The organism is Nocardia acididurans (genome assembly GCF_016741815.1).
GTDB classification, from domain to species: domain Bacteria; phylum Actinomycetota; class Actinomycetes; order Mycobacteriales; family Mycobacteriaceae; genus Nocardia; species Nocardia acididurans.
On record NZ_JAERRJ010000008.1, the window covers coordinates 329,104 to 348,240 of the forward strand.

General features: G+C 68.7%; 20 protein-coding genes. 11 read left to right on the forward strand and 9 right to left on the reverse strand.

Going from position 1 to position 19,137, the window contains the following annotated elements; genetic code table 11:
* Positions 1 to 84 precede the first annotated feature (84 nt).
* On the reverse strand, positions 85 to 417 hold the full coding sequence (locus tag JK358_RS22530; protein ID WP_201949895.1) for a transglycosylase family protein: 333 nt from the start codon (positions 415 to 417) through the stop codon (positions 85 to 87).
* Positions 418 to 909: 492 nt separating this feature from the next.
* On the opposite strand from JK358_RS22530, the gene JK358_RS22535 reads away from it, so the two are divergent.
* From JK358_RS22535 to JK358_RS22555, 5 genes are all read left to right on the forward strand, one after another.
* Complete coding sequence (locus JK358_RS22535; protein WP_201949896.1) at positions 910 to 1,683, forward strand: IclR family transcriptional regulator; 774 nt, start codon at positions 910 to 912, stop codon at positions 1,681 to 1,683.
* A gap of 211 nt (positions 1,684 to 1,894) precedes the next feature.
* Entirely contained in the window at positions 1,895 to 2,974 is a 1,080-nt protein-coding gene (locus tag JK358_RS22540; protein ID WP_201949898.1) for an ABC transporter substrate-binding protein, read from the forward strand.
* Positions 2,971 to 3,801, forward strand: a complete 831-nt coding sequence (locus JK358_RS22545; RefSeq protein WP_201949900.1) for an ABC transporter ATP-binding protein — start codon at positions 2,971 to 2,973, stop codon at positions 3,799 to 3,801. Before JK358_RS22540 ends, JK358_RS22545 begins: the two co-directional genes overlap by 4 nt.
* Positions 3,794 to 4,684 carry an ABC transporter permease gene (locus JK358_RS22550; RefSeq protein ID WP_201949902.1) on the forward strand — a complete coding sequence of 297 codons (891 nt, stop codon included), beginning with the start codon at positions 3,794 to 3,796 and terminating at the stop codon, positions 4,682 to 4,684. Before JK358_RS22545 ends, JK358_RS22550 begins: the two co-directional genes overlap by 8 nt.
* 16 nt (positions 4,685 to 4,700) lie before the next feature.
* Positions 4,701 to 6,047, forward strand: coding sequence for an LLM class flavin-dependent oxidoreductase (locus tag JK358_RS22555; RefSeq protein ID WP_201949903.1), 1,347 nt, complete (start codon positions 4,701 to 4,703; stop codon positions 6,045 to 6,047).
* Positions 6,048 to 6,053: 6 nt separating this feature from the next.
* Here the strand turns inward: JK358_RS22555 and JK358_RS22560 are convergent, their stop codons facing one another.
* Both JK358_RS22560 and JK358_RS22565 read right to left on the reverse strand, forming a co-directional pair.
* Positions 6,054 to 7,247, reverse strand: a complete 1,194-nt coding sequence (locus JK358_RS22560) for an SPFH domain-containing protein (RefSeq protein WP_201949906.1) — start codon at positions 7,245 to 7,247, stop codon at positions 6,054 to 6,056.
* Positions 7,247 to 7,678 carry an NfeD family protein gene (locus JK358_RS22565; protein WP_201949908.1) on the reverse strand — a complete coding sequence of 144 codons (432 nt, stop codon included), beginning with the start codon at positions 7,676 to 7,678 and terminating at the stop codon, positions 7,247 to 7,249. Before JK358_RS22565 ends, JK358_RS22560 begins: the two co-directional genes overlap by 1 nt.
* A 164-nt stretch (positions 7,679 to 7,842) precedes the next feature.
* Between JK358_RS22565 and JK358_RS22570 the strand changes: the two genes are divergently transcribed.
* The 5 genes from JK358_RS22570 to JK358_RS22590 all read left to right on the forward strand — a co-directional run bounded on the left by JK358_RS22570 (position 7,843) and on the right by JK358_RS22590 (position 11,885).
* Positions 7,843 to 8,655, forward strand: a complete 813-nt coding sequence (locus JK358_RS22570; protein ID WP_201950264.1) for a DUF3097 domain-containing protein — start codon at positions 7,843 to 7,845, stop codon at positions 8,653 to 8,655.
* Between the two features lie 22 nt (positions 8,656 to 8,677).
* Complete coding sequence (locus tag JK358_RS22575) at positions 8,678 to 9,487, forward strand: Rv1486c family protein (protein WP_201949910.1); 810 nt, start codon at positions 8,678 to 8,680, stop codon at positions 9,485 to 9,487.
* Positions 9,488 to 9,693: 206 nt separating this feature from the next.
* Entirely contained in the window at positions 9,694 to 10,305 is a 612-nt protein-coding gene (locus JK358_RS22580; protein WP_201949912.1) for a TetR/AcrR family transcriptional regulator, read from the forward strand.
* Positions 10,306 to 10,431: 126 nt separating this feature from the next.
* Positions 10,432 to 11,427 (forward strand): alpha/beta hydrolase family protein, encoded by a 996-nt coding sequence (locus JK358_RS22585; RefSeq protein ID WP_372440703.1) that lies wholly within the window; start codon positions 10,432 to 10,434, stop codon positions 11,425 to 11,427.
* 65 nt (positions 11,428 to 11,492) lie between these two features.
* The gene (locus JK358_RS22590) at positions 11,493 to 11,885 is read left to right on the forward strand and encodes a VOC family protein (protein WP_201949915.1); all 393 of its coding nucleotides are present in this window, start codon (positions 11,493 to 11,495) and stop codon (positions 11,883 to 11,885) included.
* 1 nt (position 11,886) lies between these two features.
* On the opposite strand, the gene JK358_RS22595 is transcribed toward JK358_RS22590, so the two are convergent.
* From JK358_RS22595 to JK358_RS22610, 4 genes are all read right to left on the reverse strand, one after another.
* Entirely contained in the window at positions 11,887 to 12,597 is a 711-nt protein-coding gene (locus tag JK358_RS22595) for a helix-turn-helix domain-containing protein (protein WP_201949916.1), read from the reverse strand.
* A 125-nt stretch (positions 12,598 to 12,722) separates the two neighbouring features.
* Positions 12,723 to 13,217 carry a pyridoxamine 5'-phosphate oxidase family protein gene (locus JK358_RS22600; RefSeq protein WP_201949917.1) on the reverse strand — a complete coding sequence of 165 codons (495 nt, stop codon included), beginning with the start codon at positions 13,215 to 13,217 and terminating at the stop codon, positions 12,723 to 12,725.
* A 40-nt stretch (positions 13,218 to 13,257) separates the two neighbouring features.
* Complete coding sequence (locus JK358_RS22605) at positions 13,258 to 14,736, reverse strand: FAD-binding oxidoreductase (protein WP_201949918.1); 1,479 nt, start codon at positions 14,734 to 14,736, stop codon at positions 13,258 to 13,260.
* Between the two features lie 107 nt (positions 14,737 to 14,843).
* Complete coding sequence (locus JK358_RS22610) at positions 14,844 to 15,452, reverse strand: TetR/AcrR family transcriptional regulator (protein ID WP_201949920.1); 609 nt, start codon at positions 15,450 to 15,452, stop codon at positions 14,844 to 14,846.
* 74 nt (positions 15,453 to 15,526) lie between these two features.
* Between JK358_RS22610 and JK358_RS22615 the strand changes: the two genes are divergently transcribed.
* Positions 15,527 to 16,669, forward strand: coding sequence for an acyl-CoA dehydrogenase family protein (locus JK358_RS22615; RefSeq protein WP_201949925.1), 1,143 nt, complete (start codon positions 15,527 to 15,529; stop codon positions 16,667 to 16,669).
* Positions 16,670 to 16,761: 92 nt separating this feature from the next.
* On the opposite strand, the gene rox is transcribed toward JK358_RS22615, so the two are convergent.
* Both rox and JK358_RS22625 read right to left on the reverse strand, forming a co-directional pair.
* Positions 16,762 to 18,186: a rifampin monooxygenase gene (rox, locus tag JK358_RS22620; RefSeq protein WP_201950266.1), complete on the reverse strand. Its 1,425-nt coding sequence runs from the start codon at positions 18,184 to 18,186 to the stop codon at positions 16,762 to 16,764.
* A gap of 157 nt (positions 18,187 to 18,343) precedes the next feature.
* The gene (locus JK358_RS22625; protein ID WP_201949928.1) at positions 18,344 to 19,072 is read right to left on the reverse strand and encodes a TVP38/TMEM64 family protein; all 729 of its coding nucleotides are present in this window, start codon (positions 19,070 to 19,072) and stop codon (positions 18,344 to 18,346) included.
* Positions 19,073 to 19,137 lie beyond the last annotated feature (65 nt).

Genomic DNA, 19,137 nt, shown 5'->3' on the forward strand with positions numbered 1-19,137 from the left:
GCGACCCGCGCGGGTGTGCCCGGAAACGGCCGTGAGCCCCTCCCCCGATCGGGAGAGAGGCTCACGAAGCTGGTGCGCGGTGCCTTACAGGTAGGCGCCGCAGTGCGGCCAGGCGCCGGGGCCCTGGCCCGCGAGCACGTTCTCGGCCACGCGGATCTGCTCCTCGCGGCTGGCGTTGGCGGCGTTGCCCGAACCGCCGTAGGCGTTCCAGGTGCTCTGGGTGAACTGGAGGCCGCCGTAGAAGCCGTTGCCGGTGTTGGCGGCCCAGTTGCCGCTGCTCTCGCACTGTGCGACAGCATCCCAGTTGTTCGCGGCCGAGGCGGTCGCGGTGGAGAGCGCGAACGGGACGGACACGAACGCGCCGACGGCCGCGGTGGCCACGAGCATGCGGGTGGTGAGCTTCCGGTTGCGATGCATAAGTCTGATTCCCTGCCTGCGCCCGCCGGCCCGAGCGCGAAGCTTCGGGTCCCCGTCCCCAGGGATGTCGGTTGCGCCTCGAACCGCGGGACGGGCTTGCCGGTATTCGGCGGTTCGAGTGGGCTTCGGCTTTCGATCCGAGCCGTGAACGACCGTAACGGAACAATCACAGCAAATCACGGTGCAATCACATCGGGTTGACAAATTGATATCGACCTTGCTCACGGAGTTTTCGCAGCTGGTACCGGAAGGTGCTCGAATTACAAATGGCCGATTTGCAAACATATTTGTGACGGAGGTCACGTGAAATTTGTGACGCGAGCCGCTAATACAAAATTCACGACAAACGATATATGTGCCCACGGATTGCGCGGGCCCCGGAAAAGCGCGCTGAGCGGGGCACCAGGATCGTGCTGCGCCGAATCATTGCCCCGGCTTCCGCAGGTCGCGATAGTGCCGGGAACGACGTTTCGGCCCGCCCCAGGAGGAACCATGGTCCCCGCCGACGAACCCCGCTCCGGCACCCGTGCCGTCGATCGCGCGATCCAGGTGCTGAACTGCTTCGAGGGCGATGATCCGGAGTTGTCGCTGGTGGAGCTGGCGCAGCTGGCCGCGCTGCCGGTCAGCACCTCGCATCGGCTGGCACAGGCGCTGGTGCGGGGCGGGCTGCTGGAACAGGATTCGTCCACCGACCGCTACCGCATCGGGCACGGGCTGGCCTCACTCGCCCGGCCCGCGCTGACCAGGTTCGGGCTGGATTCGGCCGCGCCGCACCTGTATGCGCTGGCAGCGGGCATCCGGATCACGGTCAGCGTGAGCATGGTCGAGGACCGGGATGCGGTGACGGTGTTCCAGGCGCGACCGCCGGAGTGGTTCTGCCCGAATCAGGTGCCGCGGGCCCGCCAGCCCTTGCGCGACAGCGCGGTGGGGCACGCGCTGCTCGCCTACTCCCCCATGACGGCCATTGCCGAGGAGCATGCGGCACGCCGCGGACCAGCGAGTTCCGACCGGTCGGGTGGATTGCAGACGGATCTGGACCGCGTCCGGCGCATCGGCTTCGCCTCCGAACTCATCGAGACCGAGGATCCGATCCGGTCCGTCGCGGTGCCCATTGTCGGGCGCGACCGCCGGGTCCGCGGCGCGCTCGCCGTGCAGGCGCGCTCGGCCCGGCTCACCGACGATTTGGTGCGCTCCATCGTGCCCGCCATGCGGGTGGCGGCGGGCCGGATCAGCCCGCTGTTCCAGAATTCCAGCGGCGCAGCATAATCCCGCGCCGAATTACGATCACGCTGATTTCCACATCGTGAAATCGCGGTTGCCCGCCCCCGGCGGCGCACAGACCATATGAGCGTACAGATCGCTCAGTTCCCCGCTCCCGCAAAGGATCTCGCCACCATGAAGTACGCCTCGCCCGCCTGTTGTCGCCGCCAGACCGTAACCCGCCGTGCCACAGACGAATTCACCGAAAGAATCGACGATGTTCTCCCACCCCCGCACCACCCGATGGCGGCGCACACTGGCCGTCGCCGTCGCCGTATCCTCCGCGCTGGCAGCGGTCACCGGCTGCACCAGCACTGACGCGGGCACCACCGCCGACGGCCGGACCATCGTGCGCTACCAGGGCGCCACCGGCCAGGTCTCCCCCTTCGAGCTGGCCGCCGACCTCGGCTACTTCACCGAGATCGAGCTGAAGTGGGAGGGCGACACCACCAGCGGACCGGCCAATATCCAGGCCGCCGCCACCAAGCAGATCGAATTCGGCAGCGCGTTCAACGGCGCGGTCGTCAAGCTCATCGCGGGCGGAGCGCAGGTCACCTCCGTACTCAGTTCCTACGGCGCCGACGAGCAGTCCTACACCGGCTATTTCGTCCGCGAGGGCGCGGGAATCACCAGCGCGCGAGATCTCATCGGCAAGAAGGTCGGGGTGAACACCCTTGGCGCGCACCACGAATTCATCACCCGGGAATGGCTGCACCAGAAGGGCCTGACCGCCGACGAGATCAAGCAGGTCCAACTGGTCGTGCTGCCGCCGGCCAATACCGAGGACGCGCTGCGCAACGGGCAGATCGACGCGGCGGCTCTGGGCGGGGTGTTCCGGGAGACCGCCATCGGGCGCGGCGGCATCACCCCGCTCTACACCGACAAGGATCTGTTCGGCCAGTTCTCCTACGGCACTTATGTTTTCCGGAACGACTACCTCGAGCGGCATCCGGAGGCCGTGCGCGATTTCGTCCAGGGCACCGCCCGCGCCAGCCGCTGGCTGCAGGTGACGCCGCGGGACGAGGTGCTGGCACGGTTCAAGGCGATCATCGAGAAGCGCGGTCGCAACGAGAATACGAATCTGCTCCAGTACTGGCGCAGTTCGGGCGTTCCCGTACCGGGCGCGGTGGTCGCCGAGAAGGAATTGCAGATCTGGATCGACTGGCTCGTCCGCAATGGCGAACTGCCCGCGGGCACGTTGACTGCCACGGATCTGTACACCAATCAGGACAACCCGTATTCCAACGGCACCTATCCGCCCGCCGGCGGACCCAGTGGCGAGGCGGTGGCGAAATGAGCGCGACAGCAGTGAAACTCGCACTCAGCGGGGTTCGGAAAGAATTCCCGGTGCGTGGCACGAAAGAGTCGTTCACCGCGATCGAGGACATCAGCGTGGAGGTGCGCGAGGGAGAATTCCTGGTGCTCGTCGGTCCCAGTGGATCCGGTAAATCCACCCTGCTGGACCTCCTGGGCGGTCTCACCAAACCCACCGCCGGGCAATTGCTGCTCGACGGCGCGCCCATTGCCGGGCCCGGTTTGGATCGCGGCATCGTCTTCCAGCAGTATGCGCTGCTGCCGTGGCGCACCGCCCGCACGAATATCGAATTCGGTCTCGAGGCCAAGGGAATTCGCAAGCGGGAACGGAAGCAGATCGCCGAGCACTATCTCGAGCTGGTGGGGCTGGCCGGATTCGGAGACCGGTTTCCGCACGAGCTGTCCGGCGGTATGAAGCAGCGGGTCGCCATCGCGCGCAGTCTGGCCTTCGATCCGGAGGTGCTGCTGATGGACGAGCCGTTCGCGGCGCTGGACGCGCAGACGCGAGAGTCGTTGCAGGATGAGCTGTTGCGGATCTGGCGCACTACGGGAAAGACCATTCTGTTCATTACGCACGGTATCGACGAGGCCGTCTACCTCGGCCAGCGCGTCGCCGTGCTGACCTCACGGCCCGGCCGCATCAAAGCGGTCGTCGACATCGACCTCGAGCGCGACGGCGACGCGGACATCCGTTCCAGCGAGCCGTTCCGCGAATTCCGCCATCACATCTGGTCACTGCTCCACGACGAGGTCGTGCGGGCGCAGGGACTGGAACTCGCCGACTCCGAGCGGAGGGACACCCATGTCTAGCGCACTCGTCGACAGCCCGGTCCGGCTACGGCCCCAGGTCGGCGCGCCGGCCGGTACGACCCCGGTCGAGCCCGCGGCCACCGACCCCAGGGCCGCCCTGCGCATCGCCCGCACCGGCGCGCGGCTGCTGTGGCGGGTGCTCAAACCCGCCGTCGCCTTCGCGGTGTTCCTCGGGATCTGGGAGGCCGCACCCCGAATCGGCCTCGTGGACGAGATCTTCCTGCCGCCGTTCACCACCGTCCTCGAGGCCGCCATCGAACTGATCCGCACCGGTCAGCTCGGCGAACACCTGTCCGCGAGCCTCACCCGCTCGCTGCTCGGGTTCGCCATCGCGGCTTCGGCGGCGATTCCGGTGGGCCTGGCCATCGCCTGGTACCGGCTGGTCTCGGAGTTCCTGAACCCGATCCTGGAGCTGTTCCGCAATACCGCGGCGCTGGCGCTACTGCCGGTCTTCGTGCTCATCCTGGGTATCGGCGAGACATCGAAGATCGCGCTGGTGGTGTACGCCAGCTTCTTCCCGATCCTGCTGAACACCATCACCGGTGTGCGCACGGTCGATCCGCTGCTGATCAAATCGGCCGCCTCCCTGGGGCTCTCGCCGGTGCGGCTGTTCCAGAAGGTGGTGCTGCCCGCCGCGGTGCCGTCCATGTTCACCGGAATCCGGATGGCGGCCTCGGCGTCCATCCTGGTGCTCATCGCCGCCGAAATGGTCGGTGCGCGCGCCGGTCTGGGCTATCTGATCACCGCCGCGCAGCAGAACTTCGAGATTCCCAGCATGTACGCGGGCATTCTCGCCATCTCCCTGGTGGGCCTCACCTTCAACGGGGTGCTGGTCACCATCGAACGCCGGCTGTCGCGGTGGCGCGTACAGTCCGAGCGCTGACTCCTCGAGGACAACCATGTCGAATCCACGGAAGACCTTCCATCTCAACGCCTTTCTGATGGGCGTCGGCCATCACGAGGCCGCCTGGCGGCACCCGCGCACCGAAGAACACCGGGTGCTCGATGTCGAGCACTTCCGCGAGCTGGGCCGGATCGCCGAGCGCGGGACGCTGGACTCGGTGTTCTTCGCCGACGGGCTGGCCGTCGGGCCGCGGATCAAACGCAATGCGCTCGCGGTGTTCGAGCCGGTGACCCTGCTGGCGGCCATCGCCACGGCCACCACGCACGTCGGATTGATCGCCACCGCGTCGACCACCTACAACGAACCGTTCAATCTGGCCCGGAAGTTCGCCTCGCTGGATCACATCAGCGGCGGGCGGGCCGGATGGAATATCGTCACCTCCGGCAGCGAGGACGAGGCGTTCAACTTCGGCTACGACGCGATTCCCGACCATGCGCGCCGCTATGAGCGGGCGCAGGAGTTCGTGGACCTCGCGGTGCGACTGTGGGACAGCTGGGAATCCGCAGCGATCGTGCTCGATCCCGAGACCGGCATCTTCGCCGATCCCGACAGGGTGCACACCCTGGATTACAGCGGTGAACGGTTCCGGGTGCGCGGTCCGCTCAACTCGCCGCGCAGTCCGCAGGGGCGCCCGCTGCTGGTGCAGGCCGGATCCTCGGAGAGCGGCAAGGAATTCGCGGCCCGCTCCGCCGAGGCCGTGTTCACCGCACAGCGCACGATCGAGGAGGGGCAGCGGTTCTACCGCGATCTCAAATCGCGGCTGCCCAGGTACGGGCGCTCCGCCGATGACCTGAAGGTGCTGCCCGGCCTGGTGCCGTTCATCGCCGATACCGAGGCGCAGGCACTGGCGCTCGAGCAGGAGTTCACCGACCTCATCTCCCCCGATTACGCGCTGCGGCAGCTGTCCACGCTACTCGGGGTCGATCTCACCGAGCACGCCCTCGACGCACCCCTGCCGCCGCTACCCGCGGAAAGCGAGATCGAGGGCGGCAAGAGCCGATTCACGCTGGTGAAGGAGCTGGCCGAGAAAGAAGAGCTGACCGTGCGGCAGCTGATCGGCAAGCTCGGCGGCGGGCGCGGACACCGCACCCTCGCGGGCACGCCCGAGCAGATCGCCGACGACCTGCAGGCGTGGTTCGAGGCCGGTGCGGCCGACGGGTTCAACATCATGCCGCCGTATCTGCCCGGCGGGCTGGAGGACTTCGTCGATCGCGTGGTGCCGATTCTCCGGGAGCGCGGTCTGTTCCGCACCGAATACACGGCCACGACCCTGCGCGGTCACTACGGGCTCGAACCGGTGGAAAGTCAGTTCGCGGCGAACGAGATCGCGGCCACGGCCTGAACTTCGCTACGCCGGCGGTTGCTGCCACTGCTGGTTCGGCGGCGGGTTGGTGTGGAAGTTCTGCTGCTGCGGCTCCGGATGCGGGCGCGGCGGCATACCGGCCGGTTCGACCGGGATGCGGGCATCGGCCTCGGCCGCGCGGACGGCACGTTCCGCGGCCGGGTCGGTGGCCGTGTCGAACCAGCCCGCGACCTCGTCGGAGTCGTCCTCGGGGCGTTCGGCGGACTCACCGTCGGGGGTGGGTTCGTAGCGGAAGACGCCGTCCGCGCCCTGGTCGGCGAAGTTGCGGGCGAAACCCTCCAGGGCCTTGCCGAAATCGCTGGGGACGAGCCACACCTTGTTGGCGTCGCCCCGCGCGACCATCGGCAGGGTCTGCATGTATTGGTAGGCAAGCAGTTCCGGGGTGGGCTTGCCGTTCTTGATTGCGGCGAAGACCTTTTCGATGGCCTTGGCCTGGCCCTGCGCCTGCAGGTAGGCGGCGGCCCGCTCGCCCTGGGCGCGCAGGATGCGGGATTGGCGTTCACCTTCCGCACCGAGGATGGCCGACTGCTTCGCGCCCTCGGCGGCCAGGATCTGCGCTTGCTTCTGACCTTCGGCGGTCTTGATGGAGGCCTCGCGCTGGCCCTCGGCGGTGAGGATCATGGCGCGCTTCTCCCGATCGGCCTTCATCTGCTTCTCCATCGACTCCTGGATCGACGGCGGCGGATCGATGGCCTTCAGTTCGACGCGCGAGACCCGCAGACCCCAGCGGCCGGTGGCCTCGTCGAGGACGCCACGCAGCTGACTGTTGATGGCGTCGCGGGAGGTGAGCGTCTCCTCCAGGGTCATGCCGCCGACCACGTTGCGCAGCGTGGTGATCGTCAACTGCTCCACGGCCGCAATGTAATTGCTGATCTCGTAGACCGCGGCCTGCGGACTGGTGACCTGGAAGTAGACCACCGAGTCGATCTGTACGGTCAGGTTGTCCTGGGTGATCACCGGCTGCGGCGGGAACGACACCACCCGCTCGCGCAGATCCACTTTGGCGCGTACCCGGTCGGCGAAGGGCACCAGGAAGGTCAGCTGCCCGGAGACCGTGCGCGAATAGCGGCCCAGCCGTTCGATGACCGCGGCCTCGGCCTGCGGCACCAGGGCCACCGACTTGAGCACCACCACCACGACCAGCAGGATCAGGACGACGGCAACGATGAGTAGGGCCATCAGGGTCCTTTCCATACGACGGCGGTCGCACCGTCGATCTTCATGATGTAGACGGTCGCGCCGACCTCGTAGGCTTCGGCGGGGTCGAACGACCGTGCGCTCCACACCTCGCCGTCCAGCTTCACCCGGCCCCCGTGCCCGTCGACCGCCTCGAGCACGTGCGCCGTCTTACCCGGCAGCGCGGCCGCATTGGTTTGATGCGGCGGCGGAGTCGCGAAGCGGCGCAACAGGAATGGGCGAACCCCCAGCATCAGCACCAGTGCGCTGATACCGAAGACGATCGCGTCGACCCACAGCGGCGGATCGAACACGCCGCTCACACCGGCGGTGGCGAGGGCGGCGGAGCCCAGCATGAGCAGGGTGAGATCACCCGTGAGCATCTCCGCTGCCGCGAGCAGAATCCCCGCGACCAGCCAAACTATTGCGGCCACGTCCTCAACAGTAATCCTTCGTCGCCCCGGCTACCCCGAATCCGACCGCTCTCGCACCCCCGGCGCCGGTGTCGCGCGTTTCACGTGCCGTGGGCGGGGACGCGCCGTGCCGCGCCACCTCGTTTCGCCGCGCGGACGGTACCGTCGTCCCGGTGAGGCGTGACATGTACGGCGGTGACATCTATTCCGGGCACTCCAGGAAGCAGAAACGCGAAGTTCCCCGCGTCGTCGCCGAACGTGACCTCGTCGCCGAGGACGCGGCGACCGGATTCTGCGGCGCCGTAGTCGGATTCGACCGCAGCTACGACGGCGACTTCGTGAAACTCGAGGACGGCGCGGGACGGGTGCGCCTGTTCGCCCTGCGCGAGGCCGCGTTCCTCATCGACGGCCAACCCGTGACACTGGTCAAGCCGACCGCCTCCGCGCCCAGCCGGCCGACCCGCTCGGCCTCGGGTTCCACCCGTGTCGAGGGCCTGCGCGCGCAGGTCGCCAAGGCCAGCCGCATCTGGGTCGAGGGCATTCACGACGCGGCACTCGTCGAACGCGTCTGGGGCCACGACCTGCGCGTCGAAGGCGTGGTCGTCGAACAGCTCGAGGGTCTCGATCACCTCGCCGCCCGGCTCACCGAATTCCGGCCCGGTCCGGGCCGCAAGGTCGGCGTGCTCGTCGACCACCTCGTGACCGGCTCCAAGGAAACCACGCTCACCACCGGCCTCGGCCCGCACGTCATGGTCACCGGCCACCCCTACATCGATGTCTGGCAGGCGGTTCGCCCTGCGGCCCTTGGCATTCCGGCCTGGCCCGAGGTGCCGCGCGGCGAGGACTGGAAAACCGGCATCTGCCGCCGCCTCGGCTGGGGCACGCCCCAGGACGGCTGGCGGCGCGTCTACAACGCCGTGAACTCCTTCCGCGACCTGGAGAGCCCCCTCATCGGCGCCGTCGAACAGCTGATCGACTTTGTCACCGACCCGCAGTAGCCAGCCAGTTATCCTTGTATTCATGAGTTCCCCCAGCGCCTCTCTCACGGTTTGGGCCGGAGCCTGGCTGGCCGGCCGCAGCGCGCCCGACGACGTGCTGGACGCGCTGCGCGCCTGGGCGCCCAGCCAGTCCGTCGCCGCCGGAGATCCGGTCACCGGCGGCCACACCGGCTTGCCCTGGGCCGCGGACGACGACTCCGAACACCTGCCCGGCGCGGGAATCATGGTGCTGCTCAAACTGATTCGCGAGGCGACCGGTACGCCGGGCGCGCAGGTCCGACTGGTGCTGCCGGTGCCGGGTGATGTGCGCGGGCTGCCCATCGGTACCGAATTCGCCTCCGCCGCAACAGAAGCCGGGGAGGGGCTGCTCATCGGCACGCCGGGCGGCGACGGCACCGGGCTGGTACCGCACTGGGCCGATGACGACACCCTGCAGTGGCGGGTCTACGCGACCCCGATTCCGCTGAGCGCCGAACCCGATATGCCGCTCGGGGAAGCGGAGTTCACCATGCGCGAGGCGGTGCGCGATGCCGCCGACGCGCTGCAGCGGTTGCACACCACCCAGCTCGACGCCAACGGCCCGAGCCCGCGCGACCTCATCGAGGACGAACTGGAGGCCAACTCCAAACACACCTACCCGGATTCGATGCCGCTGCGCGCCCGGCGCATCCTCGACACCGCCGATCAGGTCGCGGCCATCCTGACCGTCGCCGAACGCACCCCGGCCTCGGCCCCGACCTCGGCGTCCTCCCTCGCGACCCGCGATTCCCTGCTGCGCCCGCTCTGGAATGCGATCCGGGCCGCGCGCCTGGCGGCGGTCCACGCTCGCTGAGCGGTTCCGCGCCGAATTCCGAAGTACACCCGCACCGGTGGCGCCACGCGGGGACCTGCCCCGCTGCCGCTCGGCCAGCCTGCCCCGCTGCCGCTCGACCGGCCGGCCGCGCTGTGCGAGCGCGATCATCATGGCGTGGCGCGCTCCCCGCTGCTATAACTTGAGTGACCGCTTAATTAATTAATAACTCCAGCGAGGTGGTACGCATGCGCAAGGTCGATCCGGAGCTGCACGCGGCCAAGCGGGAGGCGATCCTCGACGCGGCCGCGGATCTGTTCGGCCGCAACGGCTACGACGCCACCCGCACCGCCGACATCTGCCGGGCGGCCGGGATGAGCACGGGCAATATGTTCCACTACTTCCCCACCAAGCGCGCCGTGCTGCTGGCGGTCGCCGAACGCGACGGGCAGCGCACGGCCGCGGCCCTGGCGGGCATCGCCGAGGCCACCGACATCCGCGCCGCCCTACTCGACACGCTCGAGGCGGTCTGCCACATCGCGGCGGATCGGACGGCCGCCGGGCTCCAGCTCGAGATCTCCGCCGAGGCACAGCGCGATCCGGAACTGGCCGAGCTGTTCCGCACCGGGGACCGCGGCCTGCGCGCGGCGTTCGAAACCGCCCTCGCCGCCGGAATCGGCAGTGGCGCCTTCGATTCCGCCCTCGACCCCGCCCGCACGGCCACCTGGCTGGCCGCCCTGGTCGACGGCGTCTTCGCCCGTGTCGCAGCCGATCCCGAGTTCGACCCCGTCCGCGAGACACCCACCCTGCATCACCTGGCCGCCGCACTGCTGCCCCGCCCCGGGACTGTCGGCATCTAGCCGACCAGGCACCGCATCGCCGCGCAACATCCACCCTGCACGGCCGGTATCCGATATCACCGTCGGAGAAAGGCGCCCCCCATGAGCGCGCTGACACGAATCCTTCACCGCCGCCGGATACGCCGGCTGCTCGCGGCACTGACCGTGGTCCTGGTGACGGCCTGCGCCGCCGTCGCGTGGGTGATTTATCAGAACACCTATGCGCTCCGGGAAGAACGGGTCACGATCACCGGCGGCGTGCAACCGCTGCAGGGTGTGCTCGCCTGGCCGAAACACCGGGACGGACCGACCGGGCTGGTGGTCTTCGTGCACGGCGACGGCCCCGTCGACGCCACCCACGACACCTTCTACCGCCCGATCTGGGAGGCGTTCGCTCGCGCCGGATACGCCTCGCTGTCCTGGGACAAGCCCGGAATCCATGGCGCACCGGGTGATTGGCTAGAGCAGAGCATGCACGATCGCGCCGAGGAGACCATCGCGGCGATCGCGTGGGCGAAGCGGCAACCCGGCATCGACCCCGGGCGCATCGGACTGTGGGGCGCCAGCCAGGCCGGCTGGGTCATGCCCGAGGTGGCCGTCCGGCTGCCGGAGCTGCGTTTCGTCATCGCCGTCGCACCGGCCGTCAACTGGCTGCGGCAGGGCCGCTACAACCTGCTCGCCGAACTCGGCGCGGACGCCGATCCGACGGTGGTGCGGGCCGAATTGGCCCGGCGGAACGAGACTCTCGCATTGCTCGAGGCGGGCGCGCCGTTCGAGCGCTACCGGGATTCCGTCGCGGATGCCGGCGAGATGACCCCGGATCGCTGGCGGTTCATCCTGAAGAACTACACCGCCGACGCGAGCGCCCAGCTCGCGATGCTGCGAGTACCGGTGCTGCTCATCCTCGGCGGGCACGATCGCCATGTGGACGTGGCCGAGACCGAGGCCGAGTACCGGCGACTGCTGCCCGCGCCGCAACGCCTCGAAGTCCGCCATTACCCCGACGCCACGCACGCGATGGTCCGGCACTCCATCGAAAGATCCTCGGCCCGCACCTTTCTGGTGGCGGTGACCGCCCCGCGCTCCCTGTTCGCGACCGGATTTCTCGACGATCAGCGTGCCTATCTGACCCGCCTCCCCTGACCGGTTCGGTCGCGGTGTCCGATTTGTTCAAGACCGCGAACGGCCCTCGCCGTACGGTTCCGGATATGACTGTTGAACTGGATGTGATCGGAATCGTCGTCTCGGATATGGCCGCCTCCGTCGCCTTCTACCGGCGAATCGGACTCGAATTCGAGGAGGGGGCCGAGACCCAGCCGCATACCGAAGCGCGGCTCGGCGGGGGCATGCGGCTCGCCTTGGACAGTGAGGAGACCATTCGATCGTTCCATCCGGACTTCGCGGTGACGCCCGGAGCCGGACGGATCGGATTGGCCTGCCGCTGCGAGCACCCCGCCGCCGTCGACGCGAAGTTCGAGGAACTCGTGGCCGCCGGTTACCACGGTGAACTGAAGCCCTTCGACGCCTTCTGGGGCCAGCGGTACGCGACCGTGCACGACCCGGACGGGAACGGCGTCGATCTGTACGCGCCGCTCGGCTAGCTCAGCCGCGCAGCAGCTGGGTCAGGGACAGGTCGGCGAATTCGCGGACCTCCCTGGACAGATGGGCCTGATCGGCGTAGCCGACGCGCGCGGCCGTGTCCGCGAGGGGGACGCCCGCGCGGGCCAGGGCCAGGGCGCGCTGCATGCGCAGGATGCGCGAGAGGGTCTTCGGCCCATAGCCGAAGGCGGCCAGGGATAGTCGGTGCAGGCGGCGCGGGCCCACCTCGAGTGTGTCCGCGATGGCGGCGACCGATGTCCCGGAACGCAGTGCGGTCACGAGGTGGGCCAGCAGCGGATCGGCGGGATCGGCGCTCGCGGCCCGCCACAGGGCGATGGCCTCCAGACCCACGGCGGGAGTCGCGACCTGCGTCAGGATCTCGGCGGCGTGCCGTACGGCGGCGGGTGACCACACATCGGCGAGTGCCACGCGGGTGTCACGTAACTCGTGTGCCGGAATGCCGAGTAGAGCGGGTGCCGCGCCCGGGGTGAAGCGGATGCCCGCGATCCGGCTGGATGATCCGGCCGTCGGATGATGCGCGCGGGTATCGGGGCCCGCGATCGACAACCGGCCGTCGATCCACAGCAGGTCCATGCAGCCGTCTGGCAGCACCGGGGTGACGGTGTCGACCGCGCCGTCCCGGGCCCACACCACGGCACCGGCCAGACGGGACGGGCGCTCTCGATAGCCTTGCGGCGGATGGATATCGGGCATATGCGCAGGATTCGGGTACTCGTGGCCCGCAAAGGCAGCCCTGTTCGGCACCTCGTGCGTGAACGCATCGCGTGCAACGTTGCATTCACTGCAATCTTGCACACTCTGCCCTCGTGGCGGCATGCTCACGCGACCTTGCGAACCACGTATTCCGGCTTACCCGGCTTCCAGATGACGACCTCCATGACGCCGTCGATGATCTCCACCGCCGACGCGCTGGTGATATCGGCGCCGTAGAAGGGCGAGAACTTCCGGCCGCGCAGATCGAAACCGGTCTCGGCGAAGAGCGCCTCGGCGAACCGCTGATGCAGCGCCTCGTCCTGAATATCGCGCACCTGCCCGAACAGTTTGGCATCGCCGTCACCGACCTGGGTGTCGACCGTGGCGGTGTGCAGGCAGAAGCGCGGATCGCGGGCGAGGTCCTTGAACTTGGTGGTGTCGGGCATCCCGGCCACCCACAGTCCGCCCTCGAAGATGCGCGGTTCCATGGGGCTGATGCGAGGTGAGCCGTCGGCGCGGACGGTGGCCAGCATGCACAGGTTGCCGGCGGCGGCGTGACGGCGTTCGAAGATCTTGGAGATACGCGGTGCGGATTCGGTGAACTCGTTCCAAGACGTCATGACTGCGACGGTACGCCTGGGCGGTGACACTGGTCGGCCGTCAGATCCGCGCGGCCGATTGGTCGAAGGCGAAGACGCCGTCCGGGTCGTAACGCCGGGCGACGCCGCGTAGTCGATCGGCGTTGACGCCGTAATAGGCGCTCGCCCAGTCGGCCAGATCCGGGTCGATGTAGTTCACATAGCCGGTGTTGCCGACGAGTGCGCCGAGGCCGTCTCGGATCTCGGTGACCGTGCGCCGGGCCTCGGGAGTGGTCGCGCCCGCGTAGATCTGGGCCGTCGCGAGCGCGTCACGGTACGGAAAGGCCGTGTCGGTCACACCGATTCGAGTCACGGCTCCGCGCAGGCTGTCCAGCAGGACGTCCACGCCGTCGCGGCCGGTCAGCAGGTCGGTCAACCTCGCGGGTTCGGCCAGCGGGCTCCGCAGCACGCGCGCGGACGCGGTGAACGAGTCGCGGCCCAGGACGCCGCCGTCGGCGTTCCAGTTCGGGCGGCACTGCCGCACCGGGATATTCGTGCACCCGCCGAAATACAGCATCGCCTGCAGATACCCCATGGCGGCGGTGACGCGGGACGACGGCCGGGTGCCGGTGGCGGCGATCAGCTTGTCCAGCACCGGGTTCAGATCCGATTCACCGCCGACGAAGCAGCCGTTGATCCGGCAGCTCGGCGGGCTACCGGCGGAAATGCCCAGCGTGGACCAGAATTCATCGGGCGCCTCGGCGAGGAAGGTCTGCCACCCGCCCAGCACTTCGGTCACCGCGCCTGCCGGGAACTGCAGCTTGCACACCGTGAGATTCGGCATCGCGGTGGTCCGGAAGGTGAATGCGGTGACCACCCCGAAGTTTCCGCCCCCACCGCCGCGCAGCGCCCAATACAGGTCGGGTTCGGAGTCGGCGCTCGCGGTGCGTGCGGTGCCATCGGCGGTCACGATCTGTGCCGAAACCAGGGTGTCGCAGGTCAATCCGTACTTGCCGGTGAGCACGCCGAGTCCGCCGCCGAGCGTGAGGCCCGCGATGCCGACCGTCGGGCACGATCCGGCGGGCAGGCATCGGCCCGCCTCGGCCAATCCCGCGTAGACGTCGATCAGGCGGGCTCCGGCACCGATGACGGCCGTCTCCGCCGAGTGCAAGGCAACGGTGTTCACCGCACTCATGTCGATGATCAAGCCCTGATCCGGCGTGGAGTACCCGGCGTAGCTGTGCCCGCCGCCGCGCGCCGCCACCGGAATGCGTGTCCGCGCGGCCAGTTCGACGCAGGCTTGCACATCGCGCAGGTCCGCACAGCGTGCAATCGCCGCGGGTTGCCGGGTGTCGAACAGCGGGTTGAACGCCAGTTTCGCACTGCCGTAACCGGAGTCGGCGCTGGTGAACAACTCCCCCGTGAGCCGTGTGCGCAGGGCGTTCCAGTCGGTCTGCGGCACGGGCGTTTCCGGCTCCGAGTTCACCCGAGCCACCCCCACTACCGCGCCCGCCATTCCCAATCCTGCCGCCGCCAGCAGGTTTCGCCGACTGATCGCCATCGCGGCGTCCCTCCCCCGAGGACGCGCCGGGCACTCGCCCGGCACAACATGTCACCTCCATGGTGACCATCACGGCACGCGGCCGCCAGGTCACCGGCGTGCGGATTTCAGTCGATGCCGGGTTGCAGCAGCCCGTCCGCCAGGCGTGCCCATTCCGCGAGAACCTGCTTGCGGCGCAGCCGATCCCGGCCCACCATCTCGTCCAGGGTCGCGCCGCGCACCAGGTTGATGGTCAGCCAGAACGCGGATTCGAGTCGTTCGCGCGCGATATCGATGCGCTGCGCGCAGGCGTCGAGCAGTTCGACGGTCAGATCGTGCTGCACCCGCAGCATGTCCCGCCGCAGCTCCCTGTCATTGGCGATGCCGACGTACAACTCCACCGCGGCCTTGCCGAGTTTGCCGGAGAAGGGCGCGGTCACGAACTCCACCAGCACCTCTCCCGAGGACGCCGTCGCGCTCAGATTCCGTGTCCGCCGCTGCAGCGCTTCGCGCTGGCGCTGGGTCAGATGCTCGATGGTCTGCGCGAACAGTTCCTGCCGGGTGTGGAAGTGGTGCAGCTGCGCCCCGCGCGTCACCCCCGCGCGCGCGGTGATATCGGCGATCGACGCGCTCGCGTACCCCACCTCGGCCAGGCTGTCGATGGCGCCGTCCAGCAGCAGGGCCCGCGTGCGCAGGCTCTTCTCCTGATGTTTGTTCGGGGGCAGGCCGGAAACCACGACGTCAGTGTAGCCGCCGGCCAAAATTGCGTGCTGTATTGCACGCAATTGGATGCTGGACGTACTGTGACTCCATGCCCGTCGAACGCCTGCTCCCCACCACCGAGGCTCGCGACCTGATCGAGCTCACCCGCGAGATCGCCGACAAGGTCCTCGAACCGCACGCCGCCGAATACGAGAAGCAGCAGCGATATCCGGACGAGGCGTTCCGTGCGCTCGGCGCGGCCGGGCTGCTGAGCCTGCCGTATCCGGAGGAGTTCGGCGGCGGCGGGCAGCCGTACGAGGTGTACCTGCAGGTGCTCGAGGAACTGGGTGCGCGCTGGGCGGCCGTGGCCGTGGCGGTGAGCGTGCACAGCCTGTCCTGTCACCCGCTGTTCGCGTTCGGCACCGACGAGCAGAAGCAGCGCTGGCTGCCGGAGATGCTGTCCGGGAATCTGGTCGGCGCGTACAGCCTGTCCGAGGAGCACGCCGGATCGGATGCGGCGGCACTGCGCTGCCGGGCCGTCGAAGCCGACGGCGGCTACCGGCTCACCGGCACCAAGGCGTGGATCACCAACGGCGGCAAGGCCGACTACTACACCCTGTTCGCCCGCACCGGCGAGGGCTCGCGCGGCATCTCCTGCTTCCTGGTGCCCGCCGACCTCGCGGGCCTGTCCTTCGGCAAGCCCGAGGAGAAGATGGGCCTGCGCGCGGTCCCCACCACCACGGCCGCCTACGACGACGCCTTCCTGCCCGCCGAACGCCTGATCGGCGCTGCCGGACAGGGCCTCCCGATCGCCTTCTCCGCCCTGGACTCCGGCCGACTCGGCATCGCCGCCGTCGCCACCGGCATCGCCCAGCGTGCCCTCGACGACGCCGTCGCCTACGCCAAGGAGCGAGAAGCCTTCGGCCGCCCCATCATCGACCACCAGGGCCTCGGTTTCGTCCTCGCCGACATGGCCGCCGCCGTCGACTCCGCCCGCGCCACCTACCTCGACGCCGCCCGCCGCCGCGACGCTGGCCTGCCCTACTCCCGCCAGGCCAGCGTCGCCAAACTCACCGCCACCGACGCCGCCATGAAGGTCACCACCGACGCCGTCCAGGTCTTCGGCGGCTACGGCTACACCCAGGACTTCCCCGTCGAGCGCTACATGCGCGAAGCCAAGATCACCCAGATCTTCGAGGGCACCAACCAGATCCAGCGCCTGGTCATCGCCCGTAGCCTCGCCAACGGCTGAGCGCCTGCAGTTCCGGTGTGCACAAGAGATCCCGGATCGAGCGGTCTATCCGCTGGATTCGGTGGACAATGCGCCGCAGTTGCCGCGGGATGTCAGGTGGCGCTGCCGAACCAGCGGGTCAGCTGATCGTCGAGCGTGTGCTGGTCGGCGCCGAGCCAGGCCACGTGGCCGTCGGGGCGCAGCAGGACGGCGGGTGCGTCGAGTTCCTCGCTGATGTCGACGACATGGTCGACTCGATCGGACCAGCCGGAGACCGTGAGACCGCCGGTCTGGTCGAGCAGCACGCCCCGGCCCGCGTGCATCAGGTCGTAGAGGTTGCCGTGTTTCAGGGGCAGGTTGCGCAGGCGACGGCCGAGTAGGTCCGGGCCGGCGCCGAAGTCGTAGCGGATGTTCACGGCGATGAGCTTCTCGATCAGATAGCGGGTGACCTCCTCGAAATCCATGAGTTCGGAGAGCAGGCGGCGCACCGACTGCGGGCCCGCCTCGGTGGACATGAGCACGGATTGGGCGCGGGTGTTGTCCAGCACCGCGGCGGCCACCGGATGCCGTTCGGCCTCATAGGAATCCAGCAGTCCGCCCGGCGCCCAGCCCCGTACGGCGGCGGCCAGTTTCCAGCCCAGGTTGAAGGCGTCCTGGATACCGAGGTTGAGTCCCTGCCCGCCCATGGGTGGATGGACGTGCGCGGCGTCTCCGGCCAGCAGGACGCGGCCGTCCCGGTAGCGCTCGGCCTGCCGCGTGGCGTCGGTGAATCGGGACAGCCAGCGGGGTGAGTGCACGCCGAAGTCCGTGCCCGCGTACGCCTTCAGCTGTGCGCGGAACTCGTCGAGAGTGGGAGCGACCGTGCGGTCCTCGCTCACCTGCGCGGCGGGCACGACGACCCGGTAGGTGTCTTCGGTGATCTTGCCGAGGCCGAAGTTCTTGACGGTCGTGCGGATTTCGGCCACCAGGGCGTTCACCTCCGCCACCGGCATGGTCGCCTCCATCTCGCCGAGCAGGGTCTCGGTGCGCGCCGGTTCACCGGGAAAGCCGATGCCGAGCAGTTTGCGCACCGTGCTGCGCCCACCGTCGCATCCGATGAGGTACCGCCCCCGCACCCGGGTTCCGTCGGCCAGCTCGGCCGTCACCCCCGTATCGTCCTGTGCCAGCCCGACCAGTTCGCACCCGCGCCGGACCTCCGCCCCGGCCGCGCGCGCGTGCTCCTCCAGCAGCCGATCGATGATCGTCTGCGGCAGGCCCAGCGTGTACGGGTGTGTGGTGTCCAGCCGCTCCGGCGCGGGTTTGTCGATCGCCGCGAAGAACCCCCGCAGCGGATGGGTCGTTCCCAGTGTGAAGAACGGCTCCAGCATCCCGCGCTGCTCCAGCACCTCCATGGTGCGCGCGTGCACGCCCAGTGCCCGCACGAACTTCGGTTGCTCGGCCTCCTTCTCCAGCACGACCACACGCAGATCGTGCAGTCGCAGTTCACCCGCCAGCATCAGGCCGGTAGGTCCGCCGCCCACGACGATCACATCGAACATGAAGTGCCCCATTCCCTGTTTCCGCAGGTAATCGCTTCCGGCCGACGATTGTGCGCCCTGCCCCGGGCCTTGCCGCAAGCCCCGGGGTGCGATATACGTTGAAGGGGGAGGGAATTCCGGCTCGGTGAAAGCAGGGCTGCGACACCGATTTCTTCGGCTACTCCACCGGCTCGGCGTGAGCGGAACGCCCGCCGCGCACACCCTGATCCCGGGATCGCCGCCAGCCCCGATAGCCGCGATGCGCGGCGAACGCTCCGATGATCGCCACGACGCACCACACGGTGATGGCGGCATAGGCGAGCGGCGCGGACAGATCGCCGATCGACGCACCCAGCGCGGTGTAGACGAACGCGCGGGGCGCGGAGCCGATGAACGCTCCGGCGGCCAACTGCCACAGGGGAATTCCCAACGCGCCGAACGCATAGGAGGACAGTGCGTCCGGAGCGCCGGGGATGAAGCGCTGCCCCACCACCACCCACAGGCCGCGCCGTTCGATCTGCGCGTCGAGGCGATCGGCGCGTTCGGCCCCCAGCAGTCCGCGCGCACTGGATCGTCCGGCTCGACGGCCCAGGAATCCGGAGATCGTCGCGGTCCCGACCGTCGCGCCCAGGGTGACGAACGTTCCCACCAGCGGTCCGAACAGCAGCCCGCTCCCTGCCGCCAGAATCGGTCCCGGCACGAGTATCGCGCCGAGCAGAGCCGATACCAGCGCGTAGACCACCGGTGCGAGCGGTCCCGTCTCCGCGATCAGATCGCGCACGGCACCGACGTCGATCACTCGCGCCACCGCGACGAGATAGAACAGCACGAGCAGGAACGCGATACACAGTGCCAGCCGGACGCCGTGCCGCCACCGTCCGGTCGGGAGTGATTCGCTGTCGCTCATGGTGGGTCAACCATGCCGTACCTCGGCCGCCCGCGCGAATCAGACCCGCGCAGGCCACCGGGAAA

Bases quoted from the DNA above. Each gene is read 5' to 3' on its own strand.
- JK358_RS22575 (WP_201949910.1), top strand. From the start codon at position 8,678: ATGAGTTCCCCCAGCGCCTCTCTCACGGTTTGGGCCGGAGCCTGGCTG.
- JK358_RS22605 (WP_201949918.1), bottom strand. From the start codon at position 14,736: ATGGCGATCAGTCGGCGAAACCTGCTGGCGGCGGCAGGATTGGGAATG.
- JK358_RS22625 (WP_201949928.1), bottom strand. From the start codon at position 19,072: ATGAGCGACAGCGAATCACTCCCGACCGGACGGTGGCGGCACGGCGTC.
- JK358_RS22570 (WP_201950264.1), top strand. From the start codon at position 7,843: ATGTACGGCGGTGACATCTATTCCGGGCACTCCAGGAAGCAGAAACGC.
- rox (WP_201950266.1), bottom strand. From the start codon at position 18,186: ATGTTCGATGTGATCGTCGTGGGCGGCGGACCTACCGGCCTGATGCTG.
- JK358_RS22560 (WP_201949906.1), bottom strand. From the start codon at position 7,247: ATGGCCCTACTCATCGTTGCCGTCGTCCTGATCCTGCTGGTCGTGGTG.
- JK358_RS22545 (WP_201949900.1), top strand. From the start codon at position 2,971: ATGAGCGCGACAGCAGTGAAACTCGCACTCAGCGGGGTTCGGAAAGAA.
- JK358_RS22590 (WP_201949915.1), top strand. From the start codon at position 11,493: ATGACTGTTGAACTGGATGTGATCGGAATCGTCGTCTCGGATATGGCC.
- JK358_RS22615 (WP_201949925.1), top strand. From the start codon at position 15,527: ATGCCCGTCGAACGCCTGCTCCCCACCACCGAGGCTCGCGACCTGATC.
- JK358_RS22535 (WP_201949896.1), top strand. From the start codon at position 910: ATGGTCCCCGCCGACGAACCCCGCTCCGGCACCCGTGCCGTCGATCGC.
- JK358_RS22540 (WP_201949898.1), top strand. From the start codon at position 1,895: ATGTTCTCCCACCCCCGCACCACCCGATGGCGGCGCACACTGGCCGTC.
- JK358_RS22595 (WP_201949916.1), bottom strand. From the start codon at position 12,597: ATGCCCGATATCCATCCGCCGCAAGGCTATCGAGAGCGCCCGTCCCGT.
- JK358_RS22555 (WP_201949903.1), top strand. From the start codon at position 4,701: ATGTCGAATCCACGGAAGACCTTCCATCTCAACGCCTTTCTGATGGGC.
- JK358_RS22580 (WP_201949912.1), top strand. From the start codon at position 9,694: ATGCGCAAGGTCGATCCGGAGCTGCACGCGGCCAAGCGGGAGGCGATC.
- JK358_RS22600 (WP_201949917.1), bottom strand. From the start codon at position 13,217: ATGACGTCTTGGAACGAGTTCACCGAATCCGCACCGCGTATCTCCAAG.
- JK358_RS22530 (WP_201949895.1), bottom strand. From the start codon at position 417: ATGCATCGCAACCGGAAGCTCACCACCCGCATGCTCGTGGCCACCGCG.
- JK358_RS22550 (WP_201949902.1), top strand. From the start codon at position 3,794: ATGTCTAGCGCACTCGTCGACAGCCCGGTCCGGCTACGGCCCCAGGTC.